Here is a 17,653-nt window from a genome sequence, read left to right as displayed (position 1 = left end):
TGGTTTTCAACAATAAAGATTGACACAAAACAATAAAGTTTGACACGCATGAACATAGATTGACACAAGGCTCAAACCCCCGTATCTACGGGGGTTTTCCTTTCCAGGCTTTCCCTTTGGTCTGGATTCATCGCTTCAACTTTCAGCGGGTGTAGTCTGGAAAATGTTTTGAATGCGGCCGCTTTGGCGGTCGTGTCCTTCTACGACTTTTTCTCGACGCGAGGTGAAGCGGTCCGCATCGACTGAGGAGGCGTGGGTTGCGAGGTCGTAAATTTGCATCACAGCAGGACATTGAACGGCACATTGCAAATGGATTTGGCGAAGGCGCCGGGGCAAGCTACGTGCCTTGGCTGCGGGTACAAGATGTCCCGTCGATAGGTCGTTCGCACAAGATTCAAGGTGTGAAGATCGAGAGGATTCATCACCTCCTGTCAGATCTCGAGCGTTCGTACTTCCTTGTGTGTGAATTTTCTGAAGACATCGTGGATATACGGGAGCAATACCCTTTACTACCCACAGAGCGTGCGCAAGCGATAGCGTCGGCGATAGATGTACGCTATCCAAGATACCCTAGAACAACACTGCCTTATGTGATGACAACAGACTTCCTCTTAACTGTTAAGGACCCGAGCGGAAACTTCAAATCGGTAGCTAGGACGGTGAAGTATCGTTCCGATTTAATTGGCAACGGAAGTAAAAGAACGCTTGAAAAACTTGAAATTGAAAAGCGCTTTTGGGAAAGCCAAGGTGTAGATTGGAAAATCGTAACAGACGAGTTTTTTACACGAGATTTTATAAAAAATCTCGGACTAGTCAGGAGATACTCGAAGCTCTCTCGTGACCTAATGAAAGTGCCGTTGCATTCGAATTTTATTGAATGCTTGGTAAACAGCCGGGAATATTCATGGACCTTGGCCACCTGTCTAAGAAAAATAGCATCACTTCTGTCCATTTCCTATATAGACGCTCAAGCAATTTTCTTTCATCTGGTTTGGAACAAGATACTGAAAATAGATCTGGTTAACACTCCTCTCCATCTTACTGGTCTAGTTCCTGACTTCGAAGTTTCCCCGAGCCCTGTCCAAGTATCGTTGAAGGAGAAGATGTCATGACTGTTCTCGTTAATGACGTTTTCGAGCCTGTAACCGATCTGTCGGTCATCGCTACGATAGCCAGGCTCCTGTACCAGGATGAAACGCATGACTTAGCAGTTGTGATGGATCTAGCTGACCCACCCCGGCAGCCATACGCTGTGGGTCTGGAGGAGCTTCGTCGATCGTTGGCGTCTGGCCACACCAAGCCAGCAGCCATTGCCACGCCCGAGTTCATGCTTGTGCTTGAGGAACAGTTGGATGAGAGAGCCAAGCAAGGCCGGGACGAAAAGTGGGCCGTCATCGCCCCTCTGCTAGATCCTGAATACCCAGGACAAATATTTGTACGAGGTGAGTTAGGCCGACTTGTTAGCAAACGGGCGTCAGAGCTCGGAATCCAGCGGAAAACGATCTATCGGCTTCTTTACCGCTATTGGTTTTATGGTCAAGTTCGCAACTCATTGCTTAACAATTATGCGGCAGTAGGGATTGCCGATAGAAAATATGATCCGAGCAGGCCACCAGGGCGAAAGCCTAAATTTCAAGGCGTTCTTACTTCGCCTTCCAAGATGCTCAGTGCAGTTGATAAACGATGCATCCGTGTTGGATATGCTCTTTATGTAAGAGATAAGAAATCATCTATTTCGAGCGCATATGATGAAATGTTGAGACGATTCTACTCTGTTCGAGACATCTCTAAAAACAGTGAAGATGCGCTTCGTTTGTTGCCTGGTTCAGAGCTCCCCAGCTTGAGGCAGTTCCAGTATTGGGGACAGATTTTTTTCGACCAGATTGAAACCGAGCGTGGCCGTAAAGGGTTGAGGAGGTGGTTAAAGGATTGCCGTCCGCTTTCAGGTACCGTTCGAGATTGGCTGCGTGGACCCTGTCATCAGTTCGAAATCGACGCAACGATTGCCGATATTTATTTGGTCAACAGCTACTCTAGACGGATGCTCATTGGTCGGCCCGTCGTTTATATCGTAGTGGATAGTTTCTCCGGAATGATTGCTGGTCTCTATGTAGGATTAGAGGGCCCTAGTTGGAATGGGGCGAGACAAGCGCTGTTCAACGCGTTTACTTCCAAAGTCGAGTTCTGCGCTCAGAACGGCGTTGAAATCGATGCAGATGATTGGAATTGTCATCACCTGCCCCACCAGATTTATGCCGACCGGGGAGAGATGCTGTCACTCGCAGCAGAGGGGTTATCCTCAGGATTGGGAATTGAGATGGGCACTGCCCCACCTTATCGGCCTGATTGGAAGCCTATGGTAGAAAGTCGGTTTGGCATTTTGAATGATTTGACGGGTATCAGATGGCTACCTGGCGGGGTAGCTGCGCGGGACAAAGAGCGCGGCGAGCGAGATTACCGGCTCGATGCCACGCTGAACCTCAAAGAGTTCACCCAGATCCTCATCAATTGCGTGCTCCACTATAACCGGCACCATCGACAGCCTGACCGACTGACTCAAGCGATGATGAATGACGGCGTAGAACCTACGCCTAACGGTATATGGAATTGGGCCTGCGACAACGACCTGATCGAATCCAACAAACGTCCAGACGAGCTGGTTTATCTCCACCTTTTACCGCGTGAGCGCGCGACCGTTCAAAAGGGCGGAGTGATGTTTCGCGGCATGCACTACGTGTGCGATATGGCCATAGAGAAAGATTGGTTTGCCAAGGCTCGCAAAGGGGGCGTTTGGTCAATAGAGTGTTGGTTCGATCCGAACTCTGCGGCACACATCTGGATTCAAGGAGAGGCCAAGCAGTTTATCCGTTGTGATCTTCGACGATCGGATGCCGGTTACGCGAATTACCGCTCGGACGAGATTTTTGATCTGCTCGAAGCCTATCGCCAAAAACCGCCTACTCGCCGTCGAGCTGAGCTGGAAAGCCGTGTGCAGCTTAGCGATCAGGTCCACCAGATCATCAGTCATGCGCTCGCAGAACGAAAACAGGAACCTGCTCCGCCTACTAAGGCAGAGGCCACTGGAAACATCCGCGAGAACCGCGCAGAAGAACGTCTCCGCGAGCGTGAAAATGCGGTTGTTCCTGAAGGCGTCAGGGTGGAGCCAGCTTCACTTCAATCTGAAACGACACAGAAAGCGCATGATTCATATGCCGGCGAGCGCACAGCGCAGGTTATCGATTTGCTCAAAAGAATTCGGCCAGGACAGGCAAAATGAAAGGTGCACAGACGTTTGCCAATTACGTCAGACAGGACATTAGTGAGTATGCGGGTAACCCGCTTATCGAAGCTTTGCCTCCGATATTGTCGGAGGCGGCGGCTGTTGAACTGATCTCGAACTTTCCTCAGCCGGTGGATCCGAAAGAGCTGACGCTCGAAGGAGCCACTCGAATCCACTGTATCGACAGGCTGAGAACCGTCGTACAGCCGTTCTTGCTACATCTGGAACTGGAGGCCCTGTTCTCACTGCTCATCCGTCGAGGGTATGTCGGGCGTAACCCGATGTCGCCCGCTACCGTCCGGCATTTGCATTCCTTATCGGGAGCTCAGCGTTACCACGATGCGTTCAAGTCCACTGCAGAAACGTTTACGGTCGTCGGCCTGAGCGGCATTGGCAAGTCAACGGCACTCCACGCCATCTTGAGCCTTTATCCACAGACAATCCGCCATGAGCGCTATGAGGGAAAGCAGTTTGTTCATACCCAAATCACATGGCTGAAGCTTGACTGCCCTCGGGATGGATCGCTGGCTGGATTTTGCCAGCAGTTTTTTTATGCGGTTGGTGACGCTCTGGGAGACAAGGACTACCACAAGCGCTACAGGCATCGAAACATCAATGATGCGCTGCAACAGATGGAGCAGGTGGCCAGCACGTTTTTCATCGGCGCCTTGTTGATCGACGAGCTGCAAAACCTCCACCTGGCGAAAACTGGTGGTAAGGAGAGCATGCTGAATTTTTTCCTGCACTTGGTAAACAACATCGGTATCCCGGTGGTTTTCAGTGGCACGAACTCGACGATTAGCCTGTTCTCAGAAGCCATGCGGACTGCCCGCCGAGTCTGTGGTGCTGGTACGCTCGAATTCAAACGATTCGAAAAGGATGATGAGGAGTGGCGGTTGTTGGTCGAAAATCTCTGGAGCTATCAGTGGTGCAAACAGACGGCTGAGCTGACCGACGAGATTTTTGACACGCTGTATGAGCACACTCAAGGCGTCACGGATTTCCTGGTCAAGCTGCTGGTATTGAGTCAGCGTTATGCGGTCCAGAGTGGCTCGGAGTGTTTGACTGCCGAGATCCTGGTGAAGGTAAGCAACTCAAAAATGCAGATTCTAAAGCCAGCCCTTTCAGCTCTGCGTAGCCGTGATCCGAAGCGGATGCGACAGTTTGACGATTTGCTGCCGATTGAGGATCAGCTGAGCGAAATGATGGTTTTCGATGGATTGGCACGAGAGGATCGCCTTACCTTGCTTCGAAGCGTTGTATCCCGTGAGAAGCCGGCAGACCCATCTCCGACCATTCATGCGAAAGATCACCCATCGCCGATTGCTACTGCTGTGGAAAACTCAGAGGCTAAAGCGCTTAGCGAACATGACGCTCCCCTCGACGCTCTGCGCGCTGCGGGCTGGCTCAACGAGGACCTGTTTGAGTTCTCACCGATGTATCACAAAGCGTGAGTCGGAGGGGGGTGAAGTGCACCTTAAACTCCATTTCTTCCCCGCCGCGTTTCCCGACGAGACGCTGCACAGCGTGATTTCTCGTTATGCCCGCCTTTGTGGTGTCCGTAATTGCCAAGCAGCATTTGCCGGACTGAAATCGGCGGCAGCTTTTTCGCAAAATGTGGCATTCCCGAGTCACTTAGGGGATTTTGTCGATGCGCTACCCAGCGGTACCGAGCTATCGGTCGCCGAGGTCCTCATGCGCCACACATTATTACCCTACTATGCGCCTTTTTTGAGGATGAGCCAGGTCGAACACGCTCGGACGCTGATGACCGCTGATGGGAAAGGCTTGATGTTGAAGCTGGGCGTCAACGCGAGCCGTATTGGATTCGCCTCCCGAGTGCGGTTATGCCCAGAATGTATCGCACAAGATCAGGCTCAACGGGGAGTCGCTTACTGGCACAGGGTCCACATGCTTCCAGGCGTGCTGGTATGTCCGCATCACGGCACGTCACTCAGGATCCTTGATCCTCGCTGGTCCAGCCGCAGCTCTCGGCAACTCAATCTGCCCAATGATGAGAATGTGCAAGCACACACGGTACTTCTCGACACCCCGTTGCGGTGCCTGCCGCCGCTTCACGAAATAGCGTTGCGCTCACTTCAGGTCCTTGAGTCTGAAGTCACTGCTTTGTCGGCGGAGGCGGTGCGCTACACGCTTTTACAAAGGGCAACGCAGCTCAACCTTGCTTCTGATAACCATCGCTTGCACCTGCACATGCTGGCGCAGCACATGGCCGATTTTTTTGCCGCACTCCCGCGAGAATGGGAATTTTCTATACTCGGGGAAGTTCGTGCAGGTACACCCGCCTCATGGGTCACCAAGCTGCTTCGTACGCCTATAACCTCCCACCATCCGCTCAAATACATTTTATTGGCCGGTGCTCTAGGCATTGACATGGTGAGCTTGCTGCATGGTCAATGCCCTTTGAAACAGAAGATGGCGTGTGCCCCGAAAGCTCACATTCGACTTCACACGCGTCCTTCTGCGGTGATGCCTGGTGGAGGCCTGGACTGTTCCTCAACCGCTGTGTGGGAACATGCTCTTGAAGGAGCTGATGCCAAAAAGATCGCTGCCGTTCTAGGCGTTTCATCAGCGTATGTCTATCGTCACATCCGAAATGTACCCGGCGGGCAAGATGCTTGGAGAGAGGCACGATTTCACATTGAGCTATGCGCAAGACGCGCGGCTTTCGAGGCTGATTATCGAATTCACAAAGCACATGCATGCAGGGGGTATGCGTGGCTGTATCGCCACGATAGGCGGTGGCTTTCGGAGTTAACTGCAAACCCAAGCCCCCATCGTACGCCCCGTCTAAATAGCGCCGAAATGTTTGCTGCTCTCGATGAGAGACTGGCCGGCGAAGTCCGTCAGTGTGCCGACGCGCTTTATGGTCTTGCGGGTAAGCCCGTCCGCATTTCGCGTACGAGGATTGGTCGGGAGCTTCATGTTCTTTCTCGCTTCGAAAAGCAGCTCTGCAAGCTTCCTCTGTGTGCAGCAATGCTCGAAAAAGTATGTGAACCAATCGAAGGCTTTCACGATAGGCGTCTGCGATGGGCTAGACGCCAATTGCTCTCGGAGGGCAAGCCTGTATCACGTTCTTCGCTCTACCGGGTCGCGAGCATTCGACCCATACTGTAATCCAGCTGGGCATTCCCCCTCCATCTAAAAAAGTTCTAAATCAATTCACCATAAACCCATTATTTTTCTGTTAATGAAAAAATTCCCCTTCAGAATAGGTCCGGCGTACGCTGGATCATCACGATCAGCATGTAAACGTACTAACCCGCGATCAACCGAAATAGTTTTGCCGGCATGGGCTGACCTACGCGGGGTTATCGATACGTGTTTTGTATTCGAGGAATACGGGCGCGGCAGGATTTAGATGAATTCACTACGATTCAAAGTTGAGCGGCTTTGCATTTTAAATCCAGACCGGATACAGAATTTTAGGGGTTGCATATATACTGCCCCGGATGCACATTCTCTTCGAGCCCTACCTTTAATCGGTAAATGATGTCTGATCTATTATTTTTCCCCGTTTCGATGCCGGATGAAATGCTTTACTCTCGTGTCACCCGATATCACTATCTGTCAGGTAACAGAACCGCGACGGAAACCTATCGCGATTTGTTCGCATCGAAACCCTTTTGCATTGGTGGCATCGTACCCAAGCAGATCGAGAGTCTCGCGCACAGGCTGCCGGGGCAATCGGAGAGCAATCTCGCAGAGTTGATCAGAAGCAATACTACTTTTCCTGCTTACCGACCGTTTCTTGGGGTTAAGCAGGGGCCAGAGAACAACGTAGGGCCACTGGGTTATGACGGGGTGGTACGAGTGCCCCGCAGAGAAGAGTCCACCCATGGCAAGGCTAAGCTATGTCCTACCTGCGTTCAGGAGGATTTGATCGATCGGGGTTCTGCCTACTGGCATCGGTCTCACCAGATACCCGGTGTTGCCGTCTGTTGGCGTCATGGCGACGCATTGATTCATGCCTGCCCCGAGTGCTCTCGCCCGTTCTACCGAAAATTGAAGCTACTTCCCAATCTGACTGAGCCATGTGCATGCGGCTGGAGCCCCTTAAACAGCGCAGCGACTCACAAGGGCTCAAAAATGGAACAGAAAGTCGCCCTGTTCGCGCACGATATCCTGCAACGCAATATCCCTCCGATAGGCAGTACGGTATTAAGTTCGTGCTACGTCCGCCAATGCAAGAAACGCGGATTCATTTTCGGAAAAAATGCAGGTATCGCAAAACTATTCGACAGCATCCAAAGCGCTTACGGCGATGAGCTTTTGGCGCAGATTGATCCAGCCTACAATACCGGAAAGCATGAGCAATGGATCCGGCTCAAATCAGACAAAGGTCAGCTAAATATGCCGCTCGCGCGGCATTTGATCATTGCTCTTCATTTGTTTTCCAGCGCAGATGGCTTTGAAGAGGCTCTGAAGAATGAGTCTATCCTGCTGAGTGCCGCTGTTTCACCGCGAGCGCCCAAAGTCGAAGAATCGCGTCTTAGCCAAAAAACTAGATATCGCCAAAAAATCGAGTTGCTTTTAGCGCTACGTACCGATGCCGATATCGAGTACCTCTGGAAGAAGGCGTACAAACCTACGCAATGGATTCTAGAAAATGATAACGCATGGTTAATGGCAAAACTCCATGCACCTAAAAAAGATACAGTTAAGGTCGAAAAGTCCGTCGACTCAAGAGACGACGCCTATGCAGCCCTTATCGAAGCGGGCGTAGATGAGCTGTATAAAGTTACGAAAGATCCGAAGAGAGTGAACATTCGGAATTTGCAATCGCTGCTCCCAGGTTCGTTACCTCATGAGCTGGATCTACGCATGCAGAGGTTCCCTCTTACGTATCAACAGATCAAGATTCATCAGGAGTCAGTATGGCATTTCCGTCTAAGAACTTTGGTGTGGACTGTCTCTGAACTCATCAGGATGAAGCTCCCCGTGAATTACTCGACGGTAAGATTGACCTCAGCGGTATCAAGCAAGGTTTTCCTGGTTTTTTCCAGTTTCTTCGAGTGGGATCTGGAAAGTCTGGCAAGAACCGGGGTCGACGCGGAGGCCCTGCTCAGGTCTACCGGCGTATCGAGGAGTTGGGAGGGACCACCGGTTCAAATAAGCTTTTGAGGGCATCTTTGTTCCGTCAGCGTCTGCCAGCCTTTGGTGTTAACAAAAATCCCATCTGGCTTGAAATCGTAAATGCGGGGTAGCGTCCACCTTTCACATTAGTAACCTTCGCGGCAGCTTTCTGAAAGCTTTCACTTGTTACTCTTTAACTCAGTAAATTGAGCTTTAGGAGAAAATCATGAAAGCAATGACAGCAGTGAAAGCGTTTTGCGCCGCTTCGATTTTGACCTTATCTTCATTAGCCATGGCTGAAGGAGGCGGTGACCGCGTGTATGGTCGAATGATGCAAGAGAACCAACAAGCAATGGAACAATATGCCTCAAGGAATGGCAAGACTTCTCCTGAAGTTGTTCATTATGAATATGGTATGAACCTCGACATCCAGAAGGTCGTCAGTGTCACGCAAGCCAATAAAACCTGTGGGGTTGCTCCTTCACGCATGACCTATGAAGACTCTACGGGCAAGCTTAACACCGTGGAATATAAGGTCATGGCCGACAACTGCCCCCATGGAAGCTAGACAATGAAAATTATTTAAGAACTGCATAATTTTCCTTTGTCCGAAACTAGCTTACTGCTCGCTGACCTAGAAGTAATTTTCAGGAAAGGCTGAAGTTATCCGTTTTGTGAAATTATATCCGTCAGCTGGAGTGTTTCTAACGTACAGTAAACAATTGCTCGACCACCTGATACATCCCGCCTCCTTGTTTTTCCTTTGGTTTGGGAGGCGGTTTAGGCGCCCTCGTGGCGCCTTTTTTACGTCGAAATGAGCTATGTCCTCTGCATGGCCATGACCCTCACCATGCAGGAGCAATTAGAAGATCAGTTTTCGGGGTATGCAGCAACGACGTGGTCTGTGCCTGCCTTTGACAATCCGATTACCTTATACGCGTCATGTTTCCCGTCCACTTCCATTCCTGGGGAGCCGGCCGACATGCCTGGAACGGCAATCCCGAGCAGGTCATCACGTTTGCTCATCGCAATGATTTGCTCGGCGGGCACGTGACCTTCAACAAACTTTCCGTTGACGGTTGCTGTGTGACAGGACGAGAGCTCAGGAGAAATCCCGAGACCGCGCTTGATCGCGCTCATGTTGGTTTCCACGTGATCAACGACGGTAAAGCCGCTCGCTTCAAGGTGCTGGATCCATCTCTTGCAGCACCCGCAATTAGCGTCGCGATGTACATCGATCGTCAATGGCTCTGCTGCGTGACTGGCTGAACTGATGAACAGAGCGACGAGAGCAGCGAGACGAAGTGCCCGTCTGCGACGAAGAGAGTTATTTCGCATGGGTATGTTCCTTCCCATCGGTATGTGTATGTGATTTGGGCTGTACGGTTGGAGTCGGGGCCGCATCATCTGAAGCTTCCCCACCCTTATGATCGGCGTGGTCAGCAGGCTCATTTGCAGACAGCGCTGCGGAGGGGCCATGGGCATGTGCCGTGTTTTTCTCGTCATCATGAGCGCGGACTTCCGCCCTTTGGTTGGCAGCACCTGCGCCACTTTGCCCCTGGGTCGTTCCATGCTGACCCTCATGGTTGTGCATCACGCTTTCGCCACCACCGTGTTGATGGCCACCGCTACTCGTGATCAGAGCTTTATATTGCTCTGCATCCAGTGACGGGAGTTGCTGGAGAAATGCGACCATCCCCCATATGTAGGGATCGGCCATGCTTTTGCCCCACGCGGGCATGCCGGTGGATTTAATGCCGTGCTTGATGATCCAAAAAGCTGCGGCTGGGTGCCCATCGACGCCCAGTTTCGAAAGGTTCGGAGGTGCGGGGTAAAGGCTGTTGCTCAGTTCGGTGCCTGTAAGGCCCGGAGCCAAATGACAACCGACACACATCGAGTTGTAGTTGCCAGCACCTTCACGGATGAGGGCTTTTTGGCTCAGGTCGGGGACCTGAATGTCGCGCGAGCGCACTTCGATCGAGCGATCCCGAGCAATAGAAAGTAGTGCGTAGACGGGGGCAGAGTGGGGATCATCTGCCCCGACATTGATCACGCCGAAATACACCACGCCGGCAGCCGCTGCTACGGTGGCCAGACCAGCAGCTATCAGCGCCTTCAGTGTAATCTTCATGCCCGGTTCTCAGAACCACATCCGGATACCGGCGACAAAGCGTGCCTCGCTGGCATCTTCACCTTCCTCACGTGCAAAGTCTGCCGTATTGCCATAAGAACGGCTCCAACTCACCCCGATATAAGGGGCAAATTGGCGGACAATCTCATAACGCAATCGGAGCCCCACTTCGGTGTTGGCTAGTCCGGACCCGATGCCGCGCTGAGGGTCATTCTTCCCATAAAAATTGACCTCGGCCGTCGGCTGCAAGATCAATCGATTCGTCAGCAGAATGTCGTAATCGCCTTCCAGCCGAGCAGCCGATTGACCGTTCTCACCGATGTAGGCAGTCGCTTCGGCCTCGAAGTTATAGAGGGCCATGCCCTGAATGCCAAGTGCGGCCCAGGTTTGAGGGGACCCTGGTTTGAAATCCTGTCGTACACCGGTGACGACGTCCCACCACGGTCCGATGGAGTGCCCCCAGAGCGCGGATAATTCAGCGCTTTCCGTCACGCCATTGGTACGTTCGCCTTCCGAGCGCAACCACAGCCGATCAATGTCACCGCCGATCCATCCTTTCGCATCCCAGGCCAACGCACTACCGTTGTCAGCATCCTGGTATTCAAACTTATCCAGCAGCATGAAAGAGTTGATTGTTTTGTCGTGGACACCATGACCAGCGACATCTGGAAAGGCGGCTGCACGGTCAGCATCGGTAAGTACGGGGACAGGGGTTCGACTGGTTGTCGGCGTCCCTTCATCCATACTTTCCATGCCGGTCATTTGACCGTCGTCCATTTTCATCTTGCTGTGGTCCATAGCCCCCATGTTGCTATGGTCCATCGCTCCCATGGAGCCATGGTTCATCTTGGAGTGATCCATCTCTTCAGCGGCGTGAGCCACGGCAAAGAAGACAGGACTCGTAGAAACTGCCAATACCATCAACGTTGGGCGTAAAAAATTCCTGGTCATGATCTCAATCCGCCTTCTTGTTTTCTTGGTCATGATCCATCGACTCATGGCGCATCTTGGTATGAGGCATCGTCGCGTGATTCGGCGTTGCCTCGTTTGACGTGGTCGCAGTCTTGTTCGGCGCATCCGCAGAAGTAGCAGGTAAATGATCACCACGTTCTTCGACTGCCAATGCTACGCAGGAGAATCCAGCCATCAGGCCAAAGGCAAAGAGGCAACCGACCAGCGATTTACGATTTAGGTGTGTGCTCACAGATCGTCTCCGTTACTCATCAACCCGTACTTCACGGAACATGCCCATTTCCATATGGAAAAGCAGGTGGCAGTGATAGGCCCAGCGACCTAAAGCATCGGCGGTGACTCGATAGCTGCGCTTGGTACCCGGTGGCATGTCGATTGTGTGCTTACGTACCATGAACTTGCCGTTTTCATCTTCAAGGTCGCTCCACATTCCATGAAGGTGGATGGGGTGCGTCATCATGGTGTCGTTTACCAAGGTGATGCGAAGACGCTCCCCGTACTTGAGACGAAGGGGTTCAGCATCAGAAAATTTGATGCCGTTGAAGGACCAGGAAAACTTTTCCATGTGACCGGTCAGATGCAGCTCAATGGTGCGATTGGGCTCTCGGCCATCAGGGTCTTGAAAAGTGCTCTTGAGATCTGAGTAAGTGAGCACTCGTCGACCGTTGTTCCGCAACCCGATACCTGGATCGTTCAGTTTTGGCGTTGGGTTCATGGCCTGCATGTCAACCAACGGGTTGTTGGTTTCGGACGCTGGGTGAGACTGCATCTCGCCTCCCATACCGCCCATCCCTGCCATCTGGCTGTGATCCATGCCGGCCATGCCGGCCATGTTGGACATGTCGCCTTTGTCCATCCCCGCCATCTTGCTGTGGTCCATGCCGGCCATGTTGGACATGTCACCTTTGTCCATACCTGCCATCTTGCTATGGTCCATGCCGGCCATGTTGGTCATGTCACCGCTGCCCATGCCGGTCATCCCGGTCATGTCACCTTGGTCCATTCCCTGCATCTTGCTGTGATCCATGCCAGCCATACCTGACATGTCACCCTGTTTCATATCGCCGCCGCCCATGCCAGCCATGCTGCCATGGTCCATGCCAGCCATACCGCCCATGCCCATGTCATCCATGGTCAACAGCGGACGCGGATCGATCGCCGGTACCGGTGCTTTCAGTCCTTCACGAACTGCCAAGGTCCCCCGCGCATAGCCGGTTCTATCCATAGACTGGGCAAAGATTGTGTAAGCCTCCTCGGTGACAGGCTCAACAATCACATCATAGGTTTCTGCCACGGCGATTCGGAATTCATCGACACTGACTGGTTGGACATATTGGCCGTCGGCCGCCACCACGGTCATTTTCAAACCCGGAATGCGAACATCGAAATAGCTCATCGCTGAGCCATTGATAAAGCGCAGGCGTAGCTTCTCGCCAGGCTTAAAAATACCGGTCCAGTTGCCGTTCGGCGCTTGGCCATTCATGAGGTAGGTGTAGGTATCCCCGCTGACGTCTGCCAGATCAGTTGGGTTCATTTTCATTTCGGCCCACATTTTCCGGTCGGCGACGGCAGCAGACCAACCTTGCTTGCTGACGTCGTCGATGAAGTCGCCCACGGTACGTTTGTGGTGGTTGTAGTAGTCCGATTGTTTCTTGAGTTTGGCCATGACGCGACCAGGATCCTCATCGGTCCAGTCAGTCAGCATAACCACATAGTCGCGATTGTATTGAAACGGCTCAGGCTCTTTCGAATCGATGACTATTGGCCCGTAAACACCTGCCTGCTCTTGCAACCCAGAATGGCTGTGGTACCAGTACGTGCCGTTTTGATGGACCTTGAACTTGTATTCGTACATGCCGTCGGGCGCGATGCCGTGGAAGCTCAAACCCGGTACGCCATCCATGTTGGCAGGCAAAATAATGCCGTGCCAGTGGATGGAGGTGTCTTGGTCCAGACGGTTCTTCACGCGCAGAGTGACCGTCTCCCCTTCGCGCCATCGCAGCAAAGGCCCCGGTAACGAGCCATTGATGGTCATGGCTGTGCGCGGCGAGCCAGTGATGTTTACCGGCGTTTCACCAATAAACAGATCGAATTCGTTGCCGGTGAGGACGCTCGGCAGGCCTGGACTGGTCACTGCCCATACAGGAGTGCGCCACAGACCAAGGCCGCCAAGGATGCCGCCGGCGGCCAGGCCTTTAACGAATGTCCGTCTAGAGGGTTTGGAATGCATGCCGTTTATTTCCGATCAGTCAAAAGGGAGCCGTTCAAATCAACCCGTGAGTTGGCAAGATGAGCTTCGCTTGCCGAAAAAAAGACGAATTTTTCATTGCAAGCGAGCTCAGAAATTGCCACATCTAAACCACCTTCGTGATTACATTTCTGTCAGCTTGGCCGCGTGCCCAATCGTTCAGCAGTTTTTATGATCCATCGCTTTGGCTTTGCTTTCAGCGACAGGCGGTTGAGCGCTCTGCGTTTGAGCTACTTGGTACGATTCCATCGAATTCGTCCTGGCCACTTCCATACGTGCGAAAGTCCGGTCACCGCCGCCTTCAGCCATGGCCAGAGTGGAAACAGTCAGCGCTGCGACGACGAACAAGGTTTTGATGGTGTTCATATGGGCTATCTCAGGTGTGTGAAAATATCCCCTCTGAATCACATCATGGATTGGACTCTTTGGGGGTGAGCAATAGGCTCAGTTGGACTATAAGAGACATCCCCTGTCAGGAAGCTTAGGCCAAGATTACAGTTGTGTCAGTTTGGGATATTTTTCTTGATCGAATATGAGATTGAAGTGTAATCATTGCTTGGTTTTCGTTAGCTCTTACGGAGGCGATGCTTTTAGGTCTCTGCATTAAAATTAATAGAAGACTTGTATGCGCTGCTGCAAGCTGAGTGTCGATGAGCAAAAAGATAGTAATACCACCGAGGGTAATTAATTGTGAGTATTAATTTTGAGAAAGCATTAGGCTTCGCAGAAAGAGCGTTAGTTTATCGCGGCCAAAGAGCTGAGATCTTGAGTAACAATATCGCCAACGCTGACACTCCGAACTTCAAAGCCCAGGACTTGGATTTTTCTGCTGTGCTCGCCAGCCAAACAAAAGAACCTGCTACCACTGCGTTTTCTTTGAAAACAACAAACGCAAAGCATTTTCTTAAGAAAGAATCGGCAGTGGCTGTGTACGGGCGCGACTTGCTTTACAGCACACCGGCTCAACCTGCCTTGGACCAAAATACTGTCGATCAGCAGGTCGAGGTCGCAAAATACACGGAAAACGCGATACGTTTCGATGCCGCTTTTACTCGGTTAAATGGAGCATTCAAGGGTTTGCTCAAAGCTCTGCGCGGTGACTAGCAGCGTAGGCGCATGCGAGCCAACTTTGGCTGATACAGCGGCTCAGGTACTTTCGGATTCAAAGGTATTCACCTCCAGACGACGCTCTACTCAGGAACAGGAGTCTCCGTTCAACGGCTGATCTTGGAAGGAAAACCAACCGCCTCCACAGCTTTACGAAGCTGTTCCGCGTTTTCGCTACTTTCAACACTCACCTTCCCGGTTGATCGATCGACGGAGACCGTAGCGTTGTTGTCCAGTGCCTGGATCGCTCTGGTGATTTTGCCGACGCAGCTGCCGCAACCAATGCCTGATACATCTAAGACGACCATGTTAATTACCCTCGTGCTGAGCGGTGTCTTTTCCCCGCAACGACAGCATCGACGTTGACACCATGGCAAGGTCAACGATTATCTGATCAAGTTCGTGAGCGTCATCGACGCTCAGTCAATTCGACTATTCCTCAACCTCAATGCATTGAATACTACAGATGCAGAACTGACGCTCATGGCTATAGCAGCGATCATTGGCGACAGGAGGTGCCCCGTCAATGGATAGAGCAAACCAGCGGCAAGAGGTATACCCATTGAGTTGTAGAGAAAAGCGAAGCCCAAATTCTGGCGCATGTTTTTAACTGTGGCGACTGAAAGAGCTCGTGCTCGTAAGATCCCCATCAGGTCACCTTTTACCAGCGTGAGTTGCGCGCTATTCATCGCCACGTCAGTCCCCGTTCCCATGGCTATCCCGACATTTGCTCGCGCTAGGGCCGGAGCATCGTTGATCCCGTCACCCGCCATGGCCACTTTTCGCCCGTGTTGCTGTAGATCTGCCACCAGGCGCTCCTTGTCATGGGGTTTGACTTCACCGTGGACCTCTTCAATCCCCATTTCCCTGGCGACAGCCCGAGCGGTAGTAAGCCCGTCCCCAGTAGCCATGATGATTTTCACGTTGTGAGCCTTAAGCTTGGTGACGGCCTCTTTTGAGGTTGGCTTGATCGGATCTGATACGGCCAACAGTCCTGCCAATGCGCCGTCGACTGCGAGGTAGATAATACTAATGCCGTCAAGTCGCAACACCTCAGCGCGCTCTTGTAGGGAGTTGGTGCTCACGCCTGCGGCTTCCATCAACGCTGTGTTCCCCAGCTGGAGCTTTTTGCCATCGACAACGCCACTGACCCCGATACCCGAATCAGACTCAAAGGATTCGGGCTTGGTGAGCTTGATGTTCTCGGCTCGGGCGTGATCGACGATCGCATGTGCTAAAGGATGCTCGCTACCTTGATCAAGGCTGGCAGCCAAGTGAAGGACGTCGTCGGGATTGAAGGTGGGAGTGGCTTCCACGCTGTGAAACACGGGCCGTCCCTCTGTCAGGGTGCCTGTCTTGTCAACAATCAGCGTGTCGATTCTGCAAAGGCTTTCAATTGCACTGGCATCTCTGAACAAAACACCCATGCTGGCTGCCTTACCTGTCGACACCATGATCGACATAGGCGTAGCAAGTCCCAACGCACAGGGACAAGCGATGATCAGCACGGCGACAGCGTTGATTAGACCAAACACCCAACTGGGCTCAGGACCGAAAAGCCCCCAACCGATAAATGTCATTATCGCAATCGTGATAACACCCATCACGAAGTAGCCGGCAATCGAGTCGGCCATTCGTTGCATCGGCGCCTTGGAACGCTGAGCTCTCGCGACCATCTGTACGATCTGAGACAACATGGTTTCGGCACCGACCTTCTGCGCCTCCATTACCAGGCTTCCATGCGTATTAAGCGTGGCGCCGATCAGGCTATCTCCAGCTTTCTTCATTACCGGGACTGGCTCGCCAGTGAGCATCGACTCATCCACCGCACTTTCACCCTCAAGTACCGAACCATCAACTGGCACCTTTTCACCTGGTCTCACCCGTAAGTGGTCTCCCAGGTGCACATGGGTGAGAGGAATGTCTTCCTCCTGGCCATTGGCATTGATCCGACGTGCAGTTTTGGGCGAAAGGCCGAGAAGAGACTTAATGGCGGCGGAAGTTTGTGATCGGGCTTTGAGCTCAAGGATCTGGCCAAGCAACGTGAGCGAGATGATGACCGCTGCCGCTTCGAAGTAAACGCCGATACGTCCATCTTGTATGAAATTGGCGGGAAAACTTTCGGGGAAGAGCGTTGCTATGACGCTGTACAGATAAGCTGCGGCGGTGCCCAACCCAATCAGAGTCCACATGTTGGGACTGCGATTTTTAACCGAGGCCAGTCCCCTTACAAAAAAAGGCCATCCTGCCCACAAGGTCACGGGTGTCGCCAGAGCGAACTCAATCCAGTTTTGAGTCGAACCATGAAGAAGTTGTAACGAGTGACCCGCCATCGCGAGCACGGTTACGACCACGGTTAAGGGCAGCGACCACCAGAAGCGGCGATTGAAATCCCGGAGTTCAGGATTTTCTTCTTCATCAAGCGCCGGCATGACAGGCTCTAGTGCCATGCCACATTTAGGACAGTTACCGGGTCCGGTCTGCCGTATTTCAGGATGCATCGGGCACGTAAATTCAGCGCCCGTTTGTACCGCAGACTCGGGCGTTGTGCTGCCTGACTCGTCGCGCACCACGTGGCCACTGTAGCGCTCAGGGTCCGCTCGAAACTTCTCCTGGCATTTCAGGCTACAGAACCGATACGTCTGTCCCTGGTAAGTCTCAGCAAATTTACTCGACGAAGTGACTGCCATTCCACACACCGGGTCATGTAGATCAGCATCATCCCGGGAAGCAGCATGGGTGTGATTATGGTCGTGATGGCCAGAGGTGGTAGGCATGTCTATTCCCCTTGTAAGGTGCTACTAGAAATGAGCATATT

General features: G+C 52.3%; 15 protein-coding genes and 1 pseudogene. 8 read left to right on the top strand and 8 right to left on the bottom strand.

Annotated elements, in window-relative coordinates:
* Positions 1–257 precede the first annotated feature (257 nt).
* The 7 genes and pseudogenes from JSY17_RS25105 (at position 258) to JSY17_RS25080 (ending at position 8,945) form a co-directional block, all read left to right on the top strand.
* Positions 258–1,112 carry a TnsA endonuclease N-terminal domain-containing protein gene (locus JSY17_RS25105; protein ID WP_206403315.1) on the top strand — a complete coding sequence of 285 codons (855 nt, stop codon included), beginning with the start codon at positions 258–260 and terminating at the stop codon, positions 1,110–1,112.
* Positions 1,109–3,277 (top strand): Mu transposase C-terminal domain-containing protein, encoded by a 2,169-nt coding sequence (locus JSY17_RS25100; RefSeq protein WP_206403313.1) that lies wholly within the window; start codon positions 1,109–1,111, stop codon positions 3,275–3,277. The genes JSY17_RS25105 and JSY17_RS25100 overlap by 4 nt, the downstream gene beginning before the upstream one ends.
* A complete protein-coding gene (locus tag JSY17_RS25095) occupies positions 3,274–4,734 on the top strand; it encodes an ATP-binding protein (RefSeq protein WP_206403311.1) in 1,461 nt (486 codons plus the stop codon). Before JSY17_RS25100 ends, JSY17_RS25095 begins: the two co-directional genes overlap by 4 nt.
* Before the next feature lie 16 nt (positions 4,735–4,750).
* The gene (locus JSY17_RS25090; RefSeq protein WP_206403310.1) at positions 4,751–6,418 is read left to right on the top strand and encodes a TnsD family Tn7-like transposition protein; all 1,668 of its coding nucleotides are present in this window, start codon (positions 4,751–4,753) and stop codon (positions 6,416–6,418) included.
* Positions 6,419–6,790: 372 nt separating this feature from the next.
* Positions 6,791–7,243: pseudogene (locus tag JSY17_RS25800) on the top strand (TniQ family protein); the annotation flags it as partial.
* A 147-nt stretch (positions 7,244–7,390) separates the two neighbouring features.
* On the top strand, positions 7,391–8,425 hold the full coding sequence (locus JSY17_RS25795) for a transposase (protein WP_232849649.1): 1,035 nt from the start codon (positions 7,391–7,393) through the stop codon (positions 8,423–8,425).
* A 187-nt stretch (positions 8,426–8,612) separates the two neighbouring features.
* Positions 8,613–8,945, top strand: coding sequence for a DUF2790 domain-containing protein (locus tag JSY17_RS25080; RefSeq protein WP_277424934.1), 333 nt, complete (start codon positions 8,613–8,615; stop codon positions 8,943–8,945).
* Between the two features lie 302 nt (positions 8,946–9,247).
* Here the strand turns inward: JSY17_RS25080 and JSY17_RS25075 are convergent, their stop codons facing one another.
* From JSY17_RS25075 to JSY17_RS25050, 6 genes are all read right to left on the bottom strand, one after another.
* The gene (locus JSY17_RS25075) at positions 9,248–9,715 is read right to left on the bottom strand and encodes a DUF411 domain-containing protein (protein WP_206403304.1); all 468 of its coding nucleotides are present in this window, start codon (positions 9,713–9,715) and stop codon (positions 9,248–9,250) included.
* On the bottom strand, positions 9,705–10,508 hold the full coding sequence (locus JSY17_RS25070) for a c-type cytochrome (RefSeq protein WP_099586124.1): 804 nt from the start codon (positions 10,506–10,508) through the stop codon (positions 9,705–9,707). Before JSY17_RS25070 ends, JSY17_RS25075 begins: the two co-directional genes overlap by 11 nt.
* A 9-nt stretch (positions 10,509–10,517) precedes the next feature.
* A complete protein-coding gene (locus tag JSY17_RS25065; protein WP_178075383.1) occupies positions 10,518–11,492 on the bottom strand; it encodes a copper resistance protein B in 975 nt (324 codons plus the stop codon).
* The gene (locus JSY17_RS25060) at positions 11,464–11,712 is read right to left on the bottom strand and encodes a hypothetical protein (RefSeq protein WP_143522470.1); all 249 of its coding nucleotides are present in this window, start codon (positions 11,710–11,712) and stop codon (positions 11,464–11,466) included. Before JSY17_RS25060 ends, JSY17_RS25065 begins: the two co-directional genes overlap by 29 nt.
* Positions 11,713–11,724: 12 nt before the next feature.
* Positions 11,725–13,710: a copper resistance system multicopper oxidase gene (locus tag JSY17_RS25055; protein ID WP_206403303.1), complete on the bottom strand. Its 1,986-nt coding sequence runs from the start codon at positions 13,708–13,710 to the stop codon at positions 11,725–11,727.
* A gap of 177 nt (positions 13,711–13,887) precedes the next feature.
* A complete protein-coding gene (locus tag JSY17_RS25050) occupies positions 13,888–14,094 on the bottom strand; it encodes a co-regulatory protein PtrA N-terminal domain-containing protein (RefSeq protein WP_019816895.1) in 207 nt (68 codons plus the stop codon).
* 324 nt (positions 14,095–14,418) lie between these two features.
* On the opposite strand from JSY17_RS25050, the gene flgB reads away from it, so the two are divergent.
* Positions 14,419–14,832, top strand: coding sequence for a flagellar basal body rod protein FlgB (gene flgB / locus JSY17_RS25045; RefSeq protein ID WP_099586122.1), 414 nt, complete (start codon positions 14,419–14,421; stop codon positions 14,830–14,832).
* A gap of 110 nt (positions 14,833–14,942) precedes the next feature.
* Here flgB and JSY17_RS25040 read toward each other — a convergent pair whose 3' ends face one another.
* Together JSY17_RS25040 and JSY17_RS25035 are read right to left on the bottom strand one after the other, a co-directional pair.
* Positions 14,943–15,143, bottom strand: coding sequence for a heavy-metal-associated domain-containing protein (locus JSY17_RS25040; RefSeq protein ID WP_099586121.1), 201 nt, complete (start codon positions 15,141–15,143; stop codon positions 14,943–14,945).
* A gap of 111 nt (positions 15,144–15,254) precedes the next feature.
* Positions 15,255–17,612: a heavy metal translocating P-type ATPase gene (locus JSY17_RS25035; RefSeq protein ID WP_099586120.1), complete on the bottom strand. Its 2,358-nt coding sequence runs from the start codon at positions 17,610–17,612 to the stop codon at positions 15,255–15,257.
* Positions 17,613–17,653: the final 41 nt, after the last annotated feature.

Source organism: Pseudomonas capsici (genome assembly GCF_017165765.1).
GTDB lineage: Bacteria > Pseudomonadota > Gammaproteobacteria > Pseudomonadales > Pseudomonadaceae > Aquipseudomonas > Aquipseudomonas capsici.
This window is presented reverse-complemented; position numbering and strand designations above follow the sequence as displayed.

Excerpts from the sequence above, each read along its gene's own strand:
- JSY17_RS25100 (WP_206403313.1), top strand. The coding sequence starts at position 1,109 with ATGACTGTTCTCGTTAATGACGTTTTCGAGCCTGTAACCGATCTGTCG.
- JSY17_RS25095 (WP_206403311.1), top strand. The coding sequence starts at position 3,274 with ATGAAAGGTGCACAGACGTTTGCCAATTACGTCAGACAGGACATTAGT.
- JSY17_RS25795 (WP_232849649.1), top strand. The coding sequence starts at position 7,391 with ATGGAACAGAAAGTCGCCCTGTTCGCGCACGATATCCTGCAACGCAAT.
- JSY17_RS25080 (WP_277424934.1), top strand. The coding sequence starts at position 8,613 with ATGACAGCAGTGAAAGCGTTTTGCGCCGCTTCGATTTTGACCTTATCT.
- JSY17_RS25075 (WP_206403304.1), bottom strand. The coding sequence starts at position 9,715 with ATGCGAAATAACTCTCTTCGTCGCAGACGGGCACTTCGTCTCGCTGCT.
- JSY17_RS25070 (WP_099586124.1), bottom strand. The coding sequence starts at position 10,508 with ATGAAGATTACACTGAAGGCGCTGATAGCTGCTGGTCTGGCCACCGTA.
- JSY17_RS25065 (WP_178075383.1), bottom strand. The coding sequence starts at position 11,492 with ATGACCAAGAAAACAAGAAGGCGGATTGAGATCATGACCAGGAATTTT.
- JSY17_RS25055 (WP_206403303.1), bottom strand. The coding sequence starts at position 13,710 with ATGCATTCCAAACCCTCTAGACGGACATTCGTTAAAGGCCTGGCCGCC.
- JSY17_RS25050 (WP_019816895.1), bottom strand. The coding sequence starts at position 14,094 with ATGAACACCATCAAAACCTTGTTCGTCGTCGCAGCGCTGACTGTTTCC.
- JSY17_RS25040 (WP_099586121.1), bottom strand. The coding sequence starts at position 15,143 with ATGGTCGTCTTAGATGTATCAGGCATTGGTTGCGGCAGCTGCGTCGGC.
- JSY17_RS25035 (WP_099586120.1), bottom strand. The coding sequence starts at position 17,612 with ATGCCTACCACCTCTGGCCATCACGACCATAATCACACCCATGCTGCT.